Source organism: Myxococcus sp. AB036A (assembly GCF_006547355.1).
GTDB classification, from domain to species: Bacteria; Myxococcota; Myxococcia; order Myxococcales; family Myxococcaceae; genus Myxococcus; species Myxococcus virescens.
Window position 1 is genome coordinate 1 of record NZ_VHLC01000153.1, and the last position, 15,884, is coordinate 15,884.

Sequence of the window (15,884 nt, forward strand, 5' to 3'; positions counted from 1 at the left end):
GCCCAGCCCCGTCCCCCGCCGCCACTGTCCGCGCAGGGCGATCAGCGTCCAGCCGCGCCCGCCGCTGCCGCTGCGACGCCCGCGAATGCACCAGGGGCTGAAGAGATTCCCGCCCTGCGCCAGCTCACGATGGCGATGAAGCAGCAGAACCACTTCCAGCGGCTCGGGCTGACGGAGCAGACGAACTCCAGCGCGGTGAAGATCGCGTACTTCCGCCTGGCCAAGCTCTACCACCCGGACACGCTCCCGCAGGGCGCGCCGCCAGAGCTGGAGAAGCTGAAGGCAGAGGTCTTCGCGTATATCGGCGACGCCTACCGCACCCTCTCCGACGACAGCAGCCGCGCCAGCTACATCGAGGAGCTCAAGAGCGGCGGCAGCGGAGACGGGGTGGACATCAACGGCATCCTCATGGCGGAGGAGCTGTTCCAGAAGTCCTGCATCCTGGTGAAGGCGCGCAAGTTCCCGGACGCCGTGAAGATGCTGGACGAGGCCATCAAGCTGAACCCGGAGGAAGCGGAGTTCTACGCGTGGCGTGGCTACGCGCGCTTCTTCACGGCGGCGGACAAGAAGGCCGCCCAGCCCGAAGCCTTCCGGGAAATCCAGAACGCCATCCGACGCAACGAGCGCTGCGCCCCCGCGCACTACTTCCTGGGCGTCATCGCCAAGCTGTGTGGTGACGGCCAGGGCGCGCTCAAGCACTTCAAGCGCACCGTGGAGCTTCAACCGGACCACATCGACGCGCAGCGAGAAGTCCGCATCGCGTCGCAGAAGAAGTAGGGTGCGCCCCCCTTACCCGAAGACACGAAGGAGAGAAGGAACGTGCCGCTCACTGGGAAGCAACGCCGCCATCTGCGCGCGCTAGGACACCACCTGGAGCCGGTGGTCATCGTCGGTCAGGCCGGCGTCACCGAGGGTGTCATCGCCGCCATCGAGCAGGCGCTGCAGGACCACGAGCTCATCAAGGTCAAGATCAACGAGGGCCCGGAGACGCGCCAGGAAGCCGCGGCGCGCATCGCCGAGGGCACCCAGGCGGAGCTCGCGCAGCTCCTGGGCCGCACCGCGCTCGTGTTCAAGAAGCGCAAGAAGGACTCCAAGTTCGAGAAGTTCTAGCCAGTCTCAAGCCGGCCACGCCGCGGAAGGTCCTCCGCGGCGCCCGGCTGCCTCAAGGCGTGAATCCCGCAGCCCCGGCCACGAACTCCGCCGCCACGCTCAGCCGCTCCAGCAGCGCGGGCCCGAAGTACTGGCGCCTGGACTCCCCCAGTCCACCCTGCACGTTCGCCGCCGTCTCCACGTAGCCCACGTAACCATCCGCCAGGCTCAGCACGCCCGTGGCGCCGGTCCGCTGCAGCAACTCCATGCCCGCGGCCACGCTGGGCTCGCCCGGCACCGCCACCAGCTTCAGCGGCCCCAGCACCAGCGCGCCCACCTCCGCCAGACGCGGCGCGGATTCACACAGCAGGTTGTCCCCCGCCGCCCGCGTCAGCGCCGGCACCAGCCGCGAAGCATCCGGCCGTGGCATGGCCGCATCAGCGCGCGCCAGGGACAACCGCACGGTCTCCCCCACGGGGGACAAGGGCGCATCGCCGGCCAGCTCCGCCAGGGCCTGCGCGAAGCCCGACACCCGCTCCAGCCCCTGCCCTTCCGAGTACGCCACCGTCGCATTGCCCCCCGCGCCCTGCAGCAACAGCGTCACGCCGCTGCCCGCCTCCTCGCGCAGCGCGCTGAGCCGGCCGGGGTAGTCAGGGTCCACGTAGGCGCGGCGACGCGGCACCATCGTCGGGTGCGCGGCGTAGAGCAGCAGCTCCGCCACCGGGCCGCCCTGCCCCCGGAACACCGCGCGCGTCAGGACGCCATCCGGCTTCTCGCCACCGCTGCGGGAGATGACGAACTTCTGCTCCCGCGCCTCGCCGACCTCCAGCGACACCGGGGCGAGCGACGCGGCCGCCTGGGCCAGTGCATCACCCGCCGCCGTGGTGATGGCATCCACCACGTCTTCCCGGTAGCGCCCGGTACCGGACAGCTGAGCCACCAACCGCGAGTCATACCCGCCCAACGACGAATGCGTGTGCGTGGCCAGGACCAGCACATCCTCCAGCCCCGAGGCCCGCGCACGCTCACGCACCCGCGTGGCCAGCACGTCCGGAACGAGGAGCAGGTCCAACGACACCAGCCCCACCTGTGTCCCTCCCGCCTCCAGCACCACCGCGCGCGCGAAGAGCGGCACGTCGGCCTGCTCCGCCTCGGGCCGTGGCGGCGTATAGCCGGCCACCACCACCGGGAAGGGCGGCGAGAGCGCCACCTTCGCCGCGCCCGCGCGCAGCGGCCCTTCGCCATGGACCTGTGACACAAGGACTGGCGCGCGTTCGGCCCAGCTGCCACACCAGTTCCAGGACGCCAGCGAATACGCGGCGCCCACGGTGAGCAACATCAGGGGAAACAGGGAACGCCAGCGGACCAATCGCGAGGATGCCATGCGGGAACCAGACTAACCGCAGGGACTGGCCTTTGGGACGCCTGACTGCCCACATGAAACGACTCTGGCGTCGGGTGGAATACCCACCAGAGGGGCATGCGTTCCTGTTCCGCTCACCGCTCGAAAGGAGTAAGGCAGCGCGCCATGTGCGGCATCTTCGGAATCGTGGGGCACGCCGAGGCCTCCAACCTGACGTACCTGGGGCTGCACGCCCTCCAGCACCGCGGGCAGGAGTCCGCGGGCATTGTCGCCTCTGACGGGATGGGGCTGCGCGCTCACCGGCAGATGGGACTCGTCGCTGACATCTTCGATGCGCCGGTGCTCGCCGACCTGCCTGGGCAGGCGGCCATCGGCCATGTGCGCTACTCCACCGCTGGAGGCAGCGCCCTCAAGAACGCCCAGCCGCTCTTCGTGCAGTACGCGGGCGGGCAGTGCGCCATCGCGCACAACGGCAACCTGGTGAACGCGGCGGAGCTGAAACAGCAGCTCGAGGCCGACGGCGCCATCTTCCAGTCGGACGCGGACACGGAAGTCATCCTGCACCTGCTGGCGCGCTCCAAGCAGGCGACCTTCGAGCAGAAGCTCGTGGAGGCGCTGCGCAAGGTGACAGGCGCCTACAGCCTCCTGGTGCTCACGGAGAACAAGCTCGTCGCGGTGAGGGACCCGCACGGCATCCGGCCGCTGGTGCTGGGGCGGATGAAGGAAGGCGCCTACGTGCTGGCCAGCGAGTCGACCGCGCTGGACCTCATCGAGGCGGAAATCGTGCGCGAGCTGGAGCCGGGCGAGCTGCTCGTCATCGAGAACGGGCTGCTGCGCACCAGCAAGCCCTTCGCGGAGCCGCCGCGTCAGGCGCGCTGCATCTTCGAGCACGTGTACTTCGCGCGGCCGGACTCCACGCTGTTCGGCAGCAACGTGTACGAAGTGCGCAAGGAAATGGGCCGTCAGCTCGCGAAGGAGCAGCCGGCGCCCTCCGCGGACCTGGTCATCGCGGTGCCGGACTCGGGCGTGCCGGCGGCCATCGGCTTCGCACAGGCCAGCGGCATCCCCTACGACGTGGGCCTCATCCGCAGCCACTACGTGGGCCGCACCTTCATCGAGCCGCAGCAGTCCATCCGCCACTTCGGCGTGAAGCTGAAGCTGTCCGCGGTGCGGCAGGTGCTCAAGGGCAAGCGCGTGGTGGTGGTGGACGACTCCATCGTCCGCGGCACCACGAGCCGCAAAATCGTGAAGATGATCAAGGCGGCGGGCGCGGTGGAGGTGCACCTGCGCATCTCCTCGCCGCCCACGAAGTGGCCTTGCTACTACGGCATCGACACGCCGAGCCGCCAGGAGCTCATCGCCGCGACGCACAGCCTGGAGGAGATTGCCACGTACGTGACCGCAGACTCGCTCGGCTACATCTCCCAGGAAGGCCTGGGCCGCGCGGTGGGCGACCCGGAGCGCGGCAGCTTCTGCACCGCCTGCTTCTCCGGCAAGTACCTCATCGGCGACTTCGGCGAAGAACGCGCCGAGCCCAACAAGCTCACCGCCTGACGTCACCACCGGCTTCACGCCCCTGGCCCCCTGCCCGCTTCATTCCGGGCTGGGGGCCTTCGCGTTTCAGGCCGGCAAGGCCACGGGCCGGCCTTCGATGAAGTCCGTGAGGTCCGCGGGCAGGGGCGCCTCGAACGCCACCGCCTGGCCAGAGCCCGGGTGGGGGAAGGCGATGCGCGCGGCGTGCAGCGCTTGCCGGGGCAGGCGCAGCCGCGGCCACGCCTCGGGCTCCAGACAGCGCTTGCTGAAGCGGTCGAAGTAGCCGGGGTCCGGCCCGTACATCTTGTCGCCCACGAGCGGGAAGCCCGCGTGGCGCAGGTGGATGCGAATCTGGTGCTGGCGCCCCGTCTCCGGGAAGCAGCGCAGCAGCGCGAAGGGCGCGCTGTCCCGCGTGAAGCGCTGGAGCACCTGGAAGCGCGTGCGGCTCTCCTTGCCCTCCACCGGGTCGATGCGCACGGCGATGCGGATGAGCTCGGTGCCCTCCGCGATGGGCGCGTCCACGGTGAACGTGTCCTCGGGCGGGTGCCCTTCGCAGAGCGCCAGGTACTCCTTGTGCACGTCACGCGAGACGAACAGCCGCCCCAGCACCCGGCAGGACTCCGTGGTGCGCCCGCAGACGACCAGCCCGCTGGTCTCCCGGTCCAGCCGGTGCGCGGGCTCGGCGAAGCGCTCACCGAAGCGCTCACGCAGGAGCGTGACGAGGGTGCCCTTGTGGTAGCGCGCCGTGGGGTGGATGGGCAGGCCCGCGGGCTTGTCCAGCACCAGCAACCAGTCGTCCTGGAACACCACGGGCAATTCCGTGGGCGTGTCCGGCTCCTCGCTGGCGCGGCGGCGGATGCGGAAGGCCAGTCCCGGGTACACCGGCGTGGACGGCTTCAGGCGCCGCTCCTCGCAGATGACACCCCTCAGGATGACGCCCTGGAGCCGCTCCCGCGTCATCCGGCGGAGCTTCTCGCCCAGGTACTCATCCAGCCGCCAACCCGCGTAGTTCGGCTCGACGACGTAGCGGATGTCGACGTAGCCCTCGGGGGCTTCTTCCTGCGGTGCGCTGTGCATGGGCCTGCCGGCGCTCTACCACGGCGGGCCCTCCTGCACAGGCGGGGACGGACGAGCAGGCGGGCCCACGGAACGCCGGAGCCCCCACTCGTCATCTGGCATCAGGCCGAGGCCGCCTGAATCGGCCGGTCCTCGACGCCCAGGAAGCTCGCGAACAGGTCCGCGATGCGCTCGGCGGCGCGGCCATCCCAGAACTCGGGCACGCGGCCCTGCTTGCCTTCACCATCCAGCACGCGGTCGGCGGCCAGACGGATGCGGACCGGGTCGGTGCCCACCACCTCGTTGGAGCCTTCCTCCACGGTGATGGGGCGCTCGGTCTGCTCGCGCAGGGTGAGGCACGGGATGCCCATGGCCGTCGTCTCCTCCTGGAGGCCGCCGGAGTCGGTGAGCACCAGGCGCGCCTTCGACGTGAGCGCCAGGAAGTCCAGGTAGCCCATGGGCTCCACGGGCCGCAGGTTCGGCGTGCGCTCGAACCACGTGTTCAGGCCATGCTCCGAAATCACCTTCCGCGTGCGCGGGTGCACCGGGAAGATGACCGGCAGGCGCGAGGCGACGTGGGCCACCGCGGACAGGAGGCCGCCCAGAATCTTGGGGTCGTCCACGTTGGAGGGCCGGTGCAGCGTGCACACCGCGTAGCCGTGGGGGATGAGCCCCAGGTCCTTGAGCAGCGGCAGCTTGTCGGCCTTCTCGCGCGAGGCGAAGAGCGAGTCGATCATCACGTTGCCCACGAAGTGGATGCGGGCCGGGTCGGTGCCTTCCTTGAGCAGGTTGGCGTCCGCGTCACGTGACGGCGTCAGCAGCAGGTCCGACAGGCGGTCGGTGACGAGGCGGTTGATCTCCTCCGGTTGGTGTGGCGAGTAGCTGCGCAGCCCCGCTTCGACGTGTGCCAGGGGGATGCCCAGCTTCGACGTCACCAACGCCGCCGCGATGGTGCTGTTCACGTCGCCCACCACAGAGACGAGCGCCGGAGGGTGGGCCAGGAAAACCTTTTCCAGCTCCACCATCATGCGTGCCGTCTGCTGCGCATGGCTGCCCGACCCGATGCCCAGATGGACGTCCGGGGCAGGCAGGCCGAGGTCGGCGAAGAACACGTCGCTCATCTTGGCGTCGTAGTGTTGCCCCGTGTGGACAAGGATTTGCTCCAGGGGGGTACGCTCGGCGATGGCGCGATAGATGGGCGCGACCTTCATGAAGTTCGGACGCGCCCCAACGATATGAATGACCTTCTTCATGTTGCGACCAAAGCTAGGCACTGGAGCCGCGCTGGCCAGTGTCCCATGATGCGAATGTCCAATCCCGGGGGCCGGCAATCGTCGCGAACCTGATAGACGGAGGGGTCATGCAATCTTGCCGGACCGTTGCAGTCATTCCCGCCCGACATGCCAGCACCCGCTTCCCGGGCAAGCCGCTGGCAATCATCGCCGGCCGAACAATGATTGAGCACGTCTGGCGCCGCTGTCAGGAGGCCCAGGCCTTCGACGAGGTGTGGGTTGCCACCGATGACGACCGCATTCGCGCCGCCGTGGAGGGCTTTGGCGGCAAGGCGGTGATGACCAGCCCCACCTGCGCCACGGGGACGGATCGGGTCGCCGAGGTGGCGCTCGGCCGTCCAGACATCGACATCTGGGTGAACGTCCAGGGAGACGAGCCCCTGGTGGACCCCGCCGCGCTCCAGCGGCTGGCGGGCCTCTTCCAGGACGCGTCCGTGCGGATGGGCACCCTGGTCCGCCCGCTCGAAGCGGACGAAGCCGCCAGCCCGCACGTGGTGAAGGCGGTGCTCGCGCTCAACGGCGACGCGCTCTACTTCAGCCGCAGCCTGGTCCCCCACGCCCGCGAGCCGGGCACGCCCGTCCAGCGCTGGGGCCACATCGGCCTCTACGGCTACCGGCGCGAGGTGCTGCTGTCGCTGGCGAAGCTGGCGCCCACGCCGCTGGAAGAAGCGGAGAAGCTGGAGCAGCTCCGCGCGCTGGAGCACGGCATCCCCATCCGCTGCGCGAAGGTCACCTCGCACACGGTGGCCGTCGACCTCCCCGGTGACGTGGAGAAGGTGGAGGCCCTCATGCGCGCGCGGGGGGGCTGACCATGGGCTTCCTCAAGAACGTGTTTGGCGGTGGCGCGGCGCCCGCGACCGAGCCAGCCACATCCGCCCCGCCCGAAGCGGGAACCACGGTCCCCGCCGCCGGCCCAGCGAGCGCGCCCCAGGCCGCCGAGGCTCGGGAGCCTGCTCACGCGGAAGCCCCCCGGCCCGAAGCCGCCCCGAAACCACCCGCGCCTCCGAAACCGCAGCGCGCGCAAGAGACCCGCAAGCAGCAGCAGGAGGACGAGGACATGGAGGGCGTTCAGCGGCTGTTGTCGCGCAAGGTGGAGCGGGTGCTGGAGCAGTTGGGAACGCTCGCCACGCGGGCGCGCTCGGGCGAAGAAGTGCCCACCATCACCGTCACGCTCCACCTGGCGCACGGTCATTCGATGACGGGCGAGGTGGTGGACTACGTGCCCCGCGAATCGGTGCTGATGGCCCTGGGCAAGGAGGGGCTGCGCCGCTCGGAGTCGGTGGCCTACGTGGACCTGTCCACGGTGGTAGCGGTGGCGGTGGGCAACGCGGAGAAGCTGCTGGAGCTGACGCAGCTCGTACGGCCCAACCCCACGCGGCAGGACGTGGTGACGCTGCTGGAGAAGCTACCCCACGCCCTCACTGAGCAGTTCTGGCCGGGCGAGGCGTCCCTGGGCGGCAAGCCCCTGCGCTTCGAGGTGGACTGGGTGGGACTGGACGACGAGCCGGGCCGCCGCGCGCTGGAGTCCGCCGTGAATGTCGCCAGCCATGCCTTGCGCGCCCTGGCCCAGGAGCAGGGCCGCGAGGTGCTGCGCCGCATCACCACCGTGCGCTTCCTCAAGGGCCGCGACACCCGCGCCGCCGTGGAGGGCGAGACGGGCACGGTGACGGTGGGCCCGGGTGAGCCCACCGTGTCCGCCTTCCGCAAGGCCTTCGCCGCCGGCATCAGATGACGGGCAGCGACGCCGGCTCTGGCCCCAGCGGGAAGGCCGCGTCGAGGTGGGCCAGCTCGTCGGCGGTCAGCGTCAGCGACGCGGCGGCGGCGTTGTCGCGTGCGTGGGCCTCCAGGCTCGCCTTGGGGATGGCGAACAGCGACGGCCCGCGCACCAGGAACCGGAGCGCCACCTGGTACGGCGTGACGCCGTGCGCGCGGGCGACGGCGCCCAGCACCTTCCCACCCCGGCTGTCGGGCCGGGGAAAACGGCCGTTGCCGAAGGGGCTGTAGCCCACCACCGCCACCCCGTGGGCTTCGCACCAGGGCAGGACGGCGTGCTCGATGGCGCGCTCCTCCAGGTGGTAGAGCACCTGGTTGCAGGAGATGCGCCCGGGCCCCGCGAGCGCGAGCGCCTCCTCCAGGTCCTCCACCCCGAAGTTGCTCACGCCCCAGGCGCGAATCTTTCCATCCGCCACCAGCTTCTCGAAGGCGCGCACCGTCTCCTCCAGCGGGTGCGAACCCGGCCAGTGCAGCAGGTAGCAGTCGAGGTGGTCCGTGCGCAGCCGCTTCAGGCTCCGCTCACAGGCGGCGAGCGTGCCCGCGTAGGAAGCGTTGGACGGCATCACCTTCGACACCAGGAAGACGTCGCCGCGCCGGCCCGCGATGGCCTCGGAGACGATGGACTCCTCCACCTTGCCGTGGCCGTACAGCTCAGCGGTGTCCACGTGCGTCATTCCCAGGTCCAACCCGGCGCGAAGGGCGCGGATGGCGCCTGCCCGGTCGTCCTCCTCCATCTGCCAGGTCCCCTGGCCCAGGACGGGCACGGACACCCCTGTGCTTCCGAATGGACGCTGCTCCATGGCACTCCCCCTGACTCGGCGTGTGACTTGCTTCGAGAGGATTAATACCGCTTCAACGCACACGCAGGCGTCCGGTGCGCAGGTTGGACGCTCGCGTTAGTCTCCGCCGGTGTCTTCCCCCGCGAACGATTCGAAAAGCAGTGCCTCCCCTGGCGTCACCGTCCGGCGCCTGCTGAAGCTGGCGCGCCCGGAACTGCTGCCGTTGGCCGCGGGCACCTTCTTCCTCCTCATCAGCAGCGGAGCCACGCTGGCCTATCCCCGCGCCATTGGCGACCTGGTGGACCAGGCCCTCACCGCGCGCGACCAGCACGTGGTGGACCGGCTCGCGATGCTGATGCTCGCCGTGTTCACGGTGCAGGGCATCGCCATGGCGCTGCGCATCTACCTCTTCACCAACGCCGGCGAACGCGTGGTGTCGCGGCTGCGCAAGGACCTCTTCCGCGCCCTGCTGTCCCAGGAGGTGGGCTTCTTCGACTCGCGCCGCACGGGCGAGCTCACCAGCCGGCTCTCCTCGGACACCACCGTCCTGCAGACCACCGTCACGGCCAACGTGTCCATGATGCTGCGCTACGCCGTCACGGCCGTGGGCGGCGTGGGCCTGCTGCTCTACACGTCCGTCCAGCTCACGCTGGTGATGCTGGCCGTCATCCCGCCCGTGGCCATTGGCGGCGTGTTCTACGGGCGCCGGGTCCGGGTGATTTCCCGTCAGGCCCAGGACGCGCTCGCCGCCAGCGGCGAGGTGGCCGAGGAGGACCTGTCCGGCATCCGCACCGTGCGCTCCTTCGCCGCGGAGCGGCACGAGGTGGAGCGCTACAGCATCGCCGTGGACCGCTCCTTCATGCTGGCGAAGAAGCGCGCGCTCCAGACCTCCGTCTTCATGGGCGTGGCCTCCATCGCAGGGTATGGCTCCATCGCCGCGGTGCTCTGGTACGGCGGCCGGCTGGTGGTGGAAGGCGGCCTCTCCGTGGGCGAGCTCACCTCGTTCCTCATCTACACCATGCTGGTGGCCTTCTCGTTCAGCGGCATCGCGGAGCTGTGGGCGGACTTCATGCGCGCCAGCGGCGCCGCCGAGCGCGTCTTCGAGCTGCTGGACCGCAAGCCCGCCATCGGCGCTGGCGGCGAGCAACTGACCGACCTGCGCGGGCACGTGCAGTTCCGCGGCGTGCACTTCGCCTACCCCAGCCGTCCCGACGTGCCGGTGCTCCAGGGCCTGGACCTGGAGCTGCGGCCGGGCGAGGTGGTGGCGGTGGTGGGCCCCTCCGGCGCGGGCAAGTCCACGCTGGCCTCCCTGCTGTCGCGCTTCTACGACCCGCAGAACGGCGAGGTGCTGCTGGACGGCCATCCGCTCACCTCCCTGGAGCCGGAGTGGCTGCGCCGCAACATCGGCATGGTGGCGCAGGAGCCCCAGCTCTTCTCCTGCTCCATCGCGGACAACATCCGCTACGGCCGGCCCGGCGCCACCGACGCCCAGGTGGAGGAGGCCGCCCGGGCCGCCAACGCCCACGCGTACATCGAGCGCTTTCCGGAAGGCTACGGCACCCAGGTGGGCGAGCGCGGCGTGCAGCTCTCCGGTGGCCAGAAGCAGCGCGTGGCCATCGCCCGGGCGGTGCTGAAGGACCCTCGCCTGCTCATCCTGGACGAGGCCACCAGCGCCCTGGACGCGGAGAGCGAGCACCTGGTGAAGGACGCCCTGGAGCGCCTGATGAAGGGCCGCACCACGCTCATCATCGCCCACCGCCTGTCCACCGTGGCCAACGCGGACCGGGTGCTGGTGCTTGACGGAGGCCTCGTCATCCAGAGCGGCACCCACGCCTCCCTCATGAGCCAGGAGGGCCTGTACCGGCGCCTGGTGGAGCGGCAGTTTGTCGCAGCTTGAACGCCCGGTGCCCACACGGCGCTCGCCACGCACCGCGCGACAGTGGCGCGCCCCCAGGCTCCCGATTAAGTCTGGGGCTCCGAAAGGAGGTGATGCCTTGAACGACAGCAACTCCAAGGCGTCCACCTCCGCTTCGCAGGCCTGAAGAGGCTCCGAAGCGGTGGCGGATGCTGGCAGTTCCGGGCCCGTTCCCCGCGAGGGGGACGGGCCTTTTCGCGACGGCTCGGGAATGCCAGACCGCCCCTCCTGTTCGGAGCGCGCCGGGGGGAGAGGCCGACTCAACACGTTTCATCCGGGAGTTTCCGCCGTGTCCATCACTCCATGCCCCAGCCCGCTGCCCACCGCCCTCCGGGACGAGGAGTCCGTGGACGCGCAGCGCAACCTCTTCTGCCCCAACTATGACGCCTGCCTGCACCTGGTGGTGAAGCGGGGCTGGGAGGGCTGGAGCTGCCGGAACTGCGATTTGCGTAAGTTCCGCGTCGGGCAGCCGAACGCCCAGGAATTCGCGGTCGCCCGGCCGGGTGCTTGGGACGGCAACTGACGCCGCCCGCGCCTGCCCCAGCGGGCGGCCGTCCATCGGAAACAGAATAATTGACGCATCCCTGCCTCAGTAGGCAGAACGGGACATGCGCTCCAAGAAAACCAAGTTCATCTTCGTGACGGGCGGAGTGGTCAGCTCCCTCGGCAAGGGTCTCGCCTCCGCTTCGATTGGCGCCCTGCTGGAGAACCGTGGGCTGGCCGTCACCCTCATCAAGCTGGACCCCTACATCAACGTGGACCCGGGCACGATGAGCCCGTTCCAGCACGGCGAGGTGTTCGTCACCGAGGACGGCGGTGAGACGGACATGGACCTCGGCCACTACGAGCGTTTCACCAACGCGCGGATGAGCCGGCTCAACAACTTCACGTCCGGCCGCATCTACCACGCGGTCATCATGAAGGAGCGGCGGGGCGAATACCTGGGCAAGACGGTCCAGGTGATTCCGCACGTCACCGACGAAATCAAGTCCAGCATCCGCCAGGCGGCGCAGGACGCGGACGTGGTCATCGTGGAGGTGGGCGGCACCGTGGGCGACATCGAGTCGCTGCCCTTCCTCGAGGCCATCCGGCAGATGCGCTACGACGTGGGCAACGAGAACGTCGTCTACGTCCACCTCACGCTGCTGCCGTACATCGGCGCGGCTGGCGAGGTGAAGACCAAGCCCACGCAGCATTCGGTGATGAAGCTGCGGGAAATAGGCATCCAGCCCGACTTCCTCGTGTGCCGCACCGACCGCGAGGTGCCCCGCGAGCTGAAGGACAAGATTGCCATGTTCTGCAACGTGGACACGCGCAGCGTCTTCACGTCGCCGGACGTGCGCAGCACCTACGAGCTGCCGCTGGAGCTGCACCGCCAGGGCCTGGATGAGCGGCTCGCGGAGGTCCTCAACATCTGGAGCCGGGCGCCCCACCTGGAGCGCTGGGAGAACATCATCCGCAAGGTGTACGAGCCCGCGCGCGGCCAGGTCCGCATCGCGATTGTCGGCAAGTACGTCAACCTCACGGAGAGCTACAAGAGCCTCAACGAGGCGCTGCTGCACGGCGGCATCGCCAACGACGTGAAGGTGAACCTGCACTTCGTCGACAGCCAGGAGGTCGAGGAGCAGGGCGCGGAGAAGCTGCTGGCCGGCGTGGACGCCATCCTGGTGCCCGGCGGCTTCGGCGTGCGCGGCACCGAGGGCAAGATCGCCGCCGTGCGCTACGCGCGTGAGAAGAAGGTGCCGTTCTTCGGCATCTGCCTGGGCCTGCAGATGGCCGTGGTGGAGTTCAGCCGCGGCGTGCTGGGCCTGTCCTCCGCCAACAGCCTGGAGTTCAACGAGCACACGCCGCACCCGGTGGTGACGCTCATGGAGAGCCAGGTGAAGGTGCAGGACAAGGGCGGCACCATGCGTCTGGGCAGCTACGCCTGTGCGCTGAAGCCCGGCTCGCTCGCCCACCAGCTCTACGGGCAGGACACCATCCAGGAGCGCCACCGCCACCGCTACGAAGTGAACAACGCGTACCGCAGCAAGCTGCAGGAGGCGGGGCTGGTCATCTCCGGCTCCAACCCCGAGCTCAACCTGGTGGAGATGATTGAGCTGGCCGACCACCCCTACTTCGTCGGCTGCCAGTTCCACCCTGAATTCAAGAGCAAGCCCTTCGCACCCCACCCCCTCTTCTCCGGCTTCATCCGCGCGGCGCTCGCCCAGCGGGACGCGAACGCGGCGGCCGGCAAGGTGACCGAATGAGCGCCCCCAACCCCATCGAGCTGTGTGGCTTCAAGGTCGGCCAAGGCCAGAAGCTGTTCGTCATCGCCGGCCCCGACAGCATCGAGTCCGAGGACATGGCCCTGCGCCATGCCTGGATGCTGAAGGAAATCACCGGCCGGCTCGGCGTGCCGTACGCCTTCAAGTGCTCCTACGACAAGGCCAACCGCACCAGCGGCAAGTCCTTCAGAGGCCCGGGTCTCAAGGAAGGCCTGAGAATCCTGAAGAGAATCCGGGATGAAGTGGGCGTTCCCGTCCTCACGGACGTCCATGAGACGAGTCACGTCGGGCCAGCCTCGGAAGTTGTGGATATCATCCAGATACCGGCCTTCCTGTGCCGGCAGACGGACCTGGTGGAAGCCGTGGCGCGTACGGGCAAGGGCGTGAACCTGAAGAAGGGGCAGTTCGTGGCGCCCAAGGACATCGTCCACTCGGCGCGCAAGGCCTTCGAAGCGGGCAACCCCAACGTGCTCGTCACCGAGCGCGGTTCGACCTTCGGCTACAACAACCTGGTGGTGGACATGCGCGGCTTCGCGCAGATGCGCGACGCCGGCCTCGCCGTGTGCTTCGACGCCACCCACTCCGTTCAGCTCCCCAGCGCCGGAAACGGTGAGACGGCGGGCGAACGCCGCTTCGTGTCACTGCTGGCCCGCTCCGCCGCGGCCGCCGGGATTGACGCGTTGTTCACGGAAGTCCACGAAGATCCGGATCGTGCCCTGTGTGACGGTCCCTGTTCGCTGAATCCACAGATGTTTGAAGACGTGGTACGAAACGTGCTGAGCATCCGCCGGGTGTTGGGCCACGAGCCGGGTTGATGTGTCGGCAAACAAGGGAGTCGAGCAAGCCATGGTGACGGACGCCCCTTCCAGACTGGCAACGGAAGAGCTGACGTCCCGTGCTGCGCGCGTGCGGCTGCTCGTCTTCGACGTGGACGGGGTACTCACCGACGGCGGCCTCTACTACGGCCAGGACGGCGAGCTGATGAAGCGCTTCGACGTCAAGGACGGCCATGCGCTCGTCATGGCCCGGCTGTCCGGGTTGCCCGCCGCCATCCTCACCGCCCGCACCTCCGGCATCGTGGAGAAGCGCGGGCGGGAGCTGGGCCTCGCGGCCGTGTTCCAAGGCCGCCGTGACAAGTCGGCCGCTCTCAAAGAGCTGGTCACCCAGTTGGACGTGCCCCTGGACGCCTGCGCGTACATGGGTGACGACCACAACGACCTGGGTCCACTTTCAATGGTGGCTCTTTCCGCTTGTCCTGCGGATGCGGTCCCCGAAGTGCGCCGCGAGGCACACTTCGTTACCCAGAGTCCTGGCGGCCGAGGGGCCGCTCGCGAACTCGTGGAGCTGTGTCTCAAGGCCAGTGGCCGCTGGGACGACGCAGTGGGTCTGATGAGAGGGACTGATAGGCGCGGTACTCAGTGAGGTTGAAGAAAACCCGTGTTCAAGGTAGGTGAATAGTTCCATGGGCAGCGGAATCATGCAGCAAGAGGGGAGTACGGCCATGACGGACCAGCTCTACACGACGCACGACATCAGTCGTCTGCTTCAGGTGGATCCGTCCACGGTGAGCAAGTGGATTGACCGTGGCATCCTGATGGCGTTCAGGACGCCGGGTGGCCACCGCCGCGTGCGGTCGGCGGACCTGCGCACGTTCCTCATCACCCACCAGATGCCGGTTCCCGAGGAGCTCGGCAGCGGCACGGTGCGCCTGCTCGCGGTGGATGACGAGCGTCCGGTGCTGGACGCCATCAAGCGCGCGTTCAAGCCGTTCGCGGCCCAGGTGGAGCTGCAGACGACGACGAGCGGCGTGGAGGCGCTGCTGCTCGTGTCCGAGCAGAAGCCGCACGGCATGATCATCGACCTCAACATGCCGGACATCGACGGTCTGGAAGTCTGCCGCCGCATCCGCGCGCGCAAGCAGATGGAGGGCGTGCGGCTCATCACCATGACGTCCGCGCATACGCCCGAGGTCGTGGAGCAGTCCAAGCAGGCCGGCGCGCTGGCGTGCATGGCGAAGCCGCTGGACGTGCAGCAGGTGCTGGAGCTGTTCCGCGTTCCGCTGGCGCTCAGCGCCAAGCGGTAGAACAGGCAGGGCTTCCGCCTTGCTCGCGGAAGCCCTGGGCAGGGATTTCAGTGGGAGGCAGGTGACCTCCCTGGCCCGCGGTGTGCGCCCGCGGCTTCAGCCCTGGACCTTGACTTCGATGACGCGGGGCTTGGACTCCTCGCGCCGAGGCAGGGTCAGCGTCAGCACACCCTGCTCGTAGCGAGCCTCCACCCGGCTTGCGTCCACCGTGTCAGGCAGCGCGAAGGAGCGGGCGAACGTCCCGAAGGCGCGTTCCTGGCGGCGCACGTTGACGCCCTCCGCTCGCGGCTCGGCCTTGCGCTCCGCCTGCACCGTGAGGATGTCCTTCTCCACCGTCACCTGGATGGCCTTCGCCTCCAGCCCGGGCATGTCCAGTTGGAGCGTGAGGCCGCTCTCGGATTCGGTGATGTCCGCGGCCGGCGTGCGCTCACGCGGAGCCTGGCGCCACATGGGCTGCGTCAGCTCGCGGAAGAGCGCGTCGACATCGCGCATCAGCGGGTTCACCACGACGGCGGAGTTGAACGGATTGCGAGTCTGCATGGTCGTCTCCTGTTCGTGACGTCCTCGCGGACGCACGGCATGAATGAGCCTGGGTTGTTCTGGTTCGCGGTCGCCGCGGTGCCCCCCACCGGAGCTCCAGCGCCGCCTCACAAGACTCAAGAGAACCATGCTTCGGAACGTGTCAAGCAACGCCCCGGCGCCTTCGCCGGCGCCACGTTTCACGCCCGCCCGCC

General features: G+C 69.0%; 16 protein-coding genes. 11 read left to right on the forward strand and 5 right to left on the reverse strand.

Annotation, left to right across the window (positions count from 1 at the left end; translation table 11 throughout):
* Together FL344_RS35940 and yhbY are read left to right on the forward strand one after the other, a co-directional pair.
* Positions 1-777: DnaJ domain-containing protein (locus FL344_RS35940; RefSeq protein WP_141621695.1), on the forward strand; the 777-nt coding region annotated here is incomplete at its 5' end.
* Between the two features lie 42 nt (positions 778-819).
* Entirely contained in the window at positions 820-1,110 is a 291-nt protein-coding gene (yhbY, locus tag FL344_RS35945; protein WP_090484996.1) for a ribosome assembly RNA-binding protein YhbY, read from the forward strand.
* 52 nt (positions 1,111-1,162) lie between these two features.
* Here yhbY and FL344_RS35950 read toward each other — a convergent pair whose 3' ends face one another.
* Positions 1,163-2,473, reverse strand: coding sequence for a neutral/alkaline non-lysosomal ceramidase N-terminal domain-containing protein (locus tag FL344_RS35950; RefSeq protein ID WP_141621696.1), 1,311 nt, complete (start codon positions 2,471-2,473; stop codon positions 1,163-1,165).
* Positions 2,474-2,617: 144 nt separating this feature from the next.
* Between FL344_RS35950 and purF the strand changes: the two genes are divergently transcribed.
* Positions 2,618-4,006, forward strand: a complete 1,389-nt coding sequence (gene purF / locus FL344_RS35955) for an amidophosphoribosyltransferase (protein ID WP_228558596.1) — start codon at positions 2,618-2,620, stop codon at positions 4,004-4,006.
* A gap of 66 nt (positions 4,007-4,072) precedes the next feature.
* Here purF and FL344_RS35960 read toward each other — a convergent pair whose 3' ends face one another.
* Both FL344_RS35960 and wecB read right to left on the reverse strand, forming a co-directional pair.
* A complete protein-coding gene (locus tag FL344_RS35960) occupies positions 4,073-5,062 on the reverse strand; it encodes an RluA family pseudouridine synthase (protein ID WP_141621697.1) in 990 nt (329 codons plus the stop codon).
* 101 nt (positions 5,063-5,163) lie between these two features.
* A complete protein-coding gene (gene wecB, locus FL344_RS35965) occupies positions 5,164-6,294 on the reverse strand; it encodes a non-hydrolyzing UDP-N-acetylglucosamine 2-epimerase (protein ID WP_141594314.1) in 1,131 nt (376 codons plus the stop codon).
* A 107-nt stretch (positions 6,295-6,401) separates the two neighbouring features.
* Here wecB and kdsB point away from each other — a divergent pair, with 107 nt between their 5' ends.
* Entirely contained in the window at positions 6,402-7,142 is a 741-nt protein-coding gene (kdsB, locus tag FL344_RS35970; RefSeq protein WP_141621698.1) for a 3-deoxy-manno-octulosonate cytidylyltransferase, read from the forward strand.
* Positions 7,143-7,144: 2 nt separating this feature from the next.
* A complete protein-coding gene (locus tag FL344_RS35975) occupies positions 7,145-8,065 on the forward strand; it encodes a DUF3597 domain-containing protein (protein WP_141621699.1) in 921 nt (306 codons plus the stop codon).
* Here FL344_RS35975 and FL344_RS35980 read toward each other — a convergent pair.
* Positions 8,058-8,906: an aldo/keto reductase gene (locus tag FL344_RS35980; RefSeq protein WP_141621700.1), complete on the reverse strand. Its 849-nt coding sequence runs from the start codon at positions 8,904-8,906 to the stop codon at positions 8,058-8,060. The two genes, FL344_RS35975 and FL344_RS35980, sit on opposite strands and share 8 nt — an antisense overlap.
* A 109-nt stretch (positions 8,907-9,015) precedes the next feature.
* On the opposite strand from FL344_RS35980, the gene FL344_RS35985 reads away from it, so the two are divergent.
* From FL344_RS35985 to FL344_RS36010, 6 genes are all read left to right on the forward strand, one after another.
* Positions 9,016-10,782: an ABC transporter ATP-binding protein gene (locus FL344_RS35985; RefSeq protein WP_141621701.1), complete on the forward strand. Its 1,767-nt coding sequence runs from the start codon at positions 9,016-9,018 to the stop codon at positions 10,780-10,782.
* 307 nt (positions 10,783-11,089) lie between these two features.
* Positions 11,090-11,323, forward strand: coding sequence for a hypothetical protein (locus FL344_RS35990; RefSeq protein WP_020478920.1), 234 nt, complete (start codon positions 11,090-11,092; stop codon positions 11,321-11,323).
* Between the two features lie 85 nt (positions 11,324-11,408).
* Positions 11,409-13,049 (forward strand): CTP synthase, encoded by a 1,641-nt coding sequence (locus FL344_RS35995; protein ID WP_090485014.1) that lies wholly within the window; start codon positions 11,409-11,411, stop codon positions 13,047-13,049.
* Positions 13,046-13,882: a 3-deoxy-8-phosphooctulonate synthase gene (kdsA, locus tag FL344_RS36000; protein ID WP_011551215.1), complete on the forward strand. Its 837-nt coding sequence runs from the start codon at positions 13,046-13,048 to the stop codon at positions 13,880-13,882. Before FL344_RS35995 ends, kdsA begins: the two co-directional genes overlap by 4 nt.
* Before the next feature lie 31 nt (positions 13,883-13,913).
* Positions 13,914-14,489 carry an HAD family hydrolase gene (locus FL344_RS36005; RefSeq protein WP_140860878.1) on the forward strand — a complete coding sequence of 192 codons (576 nt, stop codon included), beginning with the start codon at positions 13,914-13,916 and terminating at the stop codon, positions 14,487-14,489.
* Between the two features lie 40 nt (positions 14,490-14,529).
* Positions 14,530-15,150, forward strand: coding sequence for a response regulator (locus tag FL344_RS36010; RefSeq protein WP_020478919.1), 621 nt, complete (start codon positions 14,530-14,532; stop codon positions 15,148-15,150).
* A 96-nt stretch (positions 15,151-15,246) separates the two neighbouring features.
* Here the strand turns inward: FL344_RS36010 and FL344_RS36015 are convergent, their stop codons facing one another.
* Positions 15,247-15,690 carry an Hsp20/alpha crystallin family protein gene (locus tag FL344_RS36015; RefSeq protein ID WP_141621702.1) on the reverse strand — a complete coding sequence of 148 codons (444 nt, stop codon included), beginning with the start codon at positions 15,688-15,690 and terminating at the stop codon, positions 15,247-15,249.
* Positions 15,691-15,884: the final 194 nt, after the last annotated feature.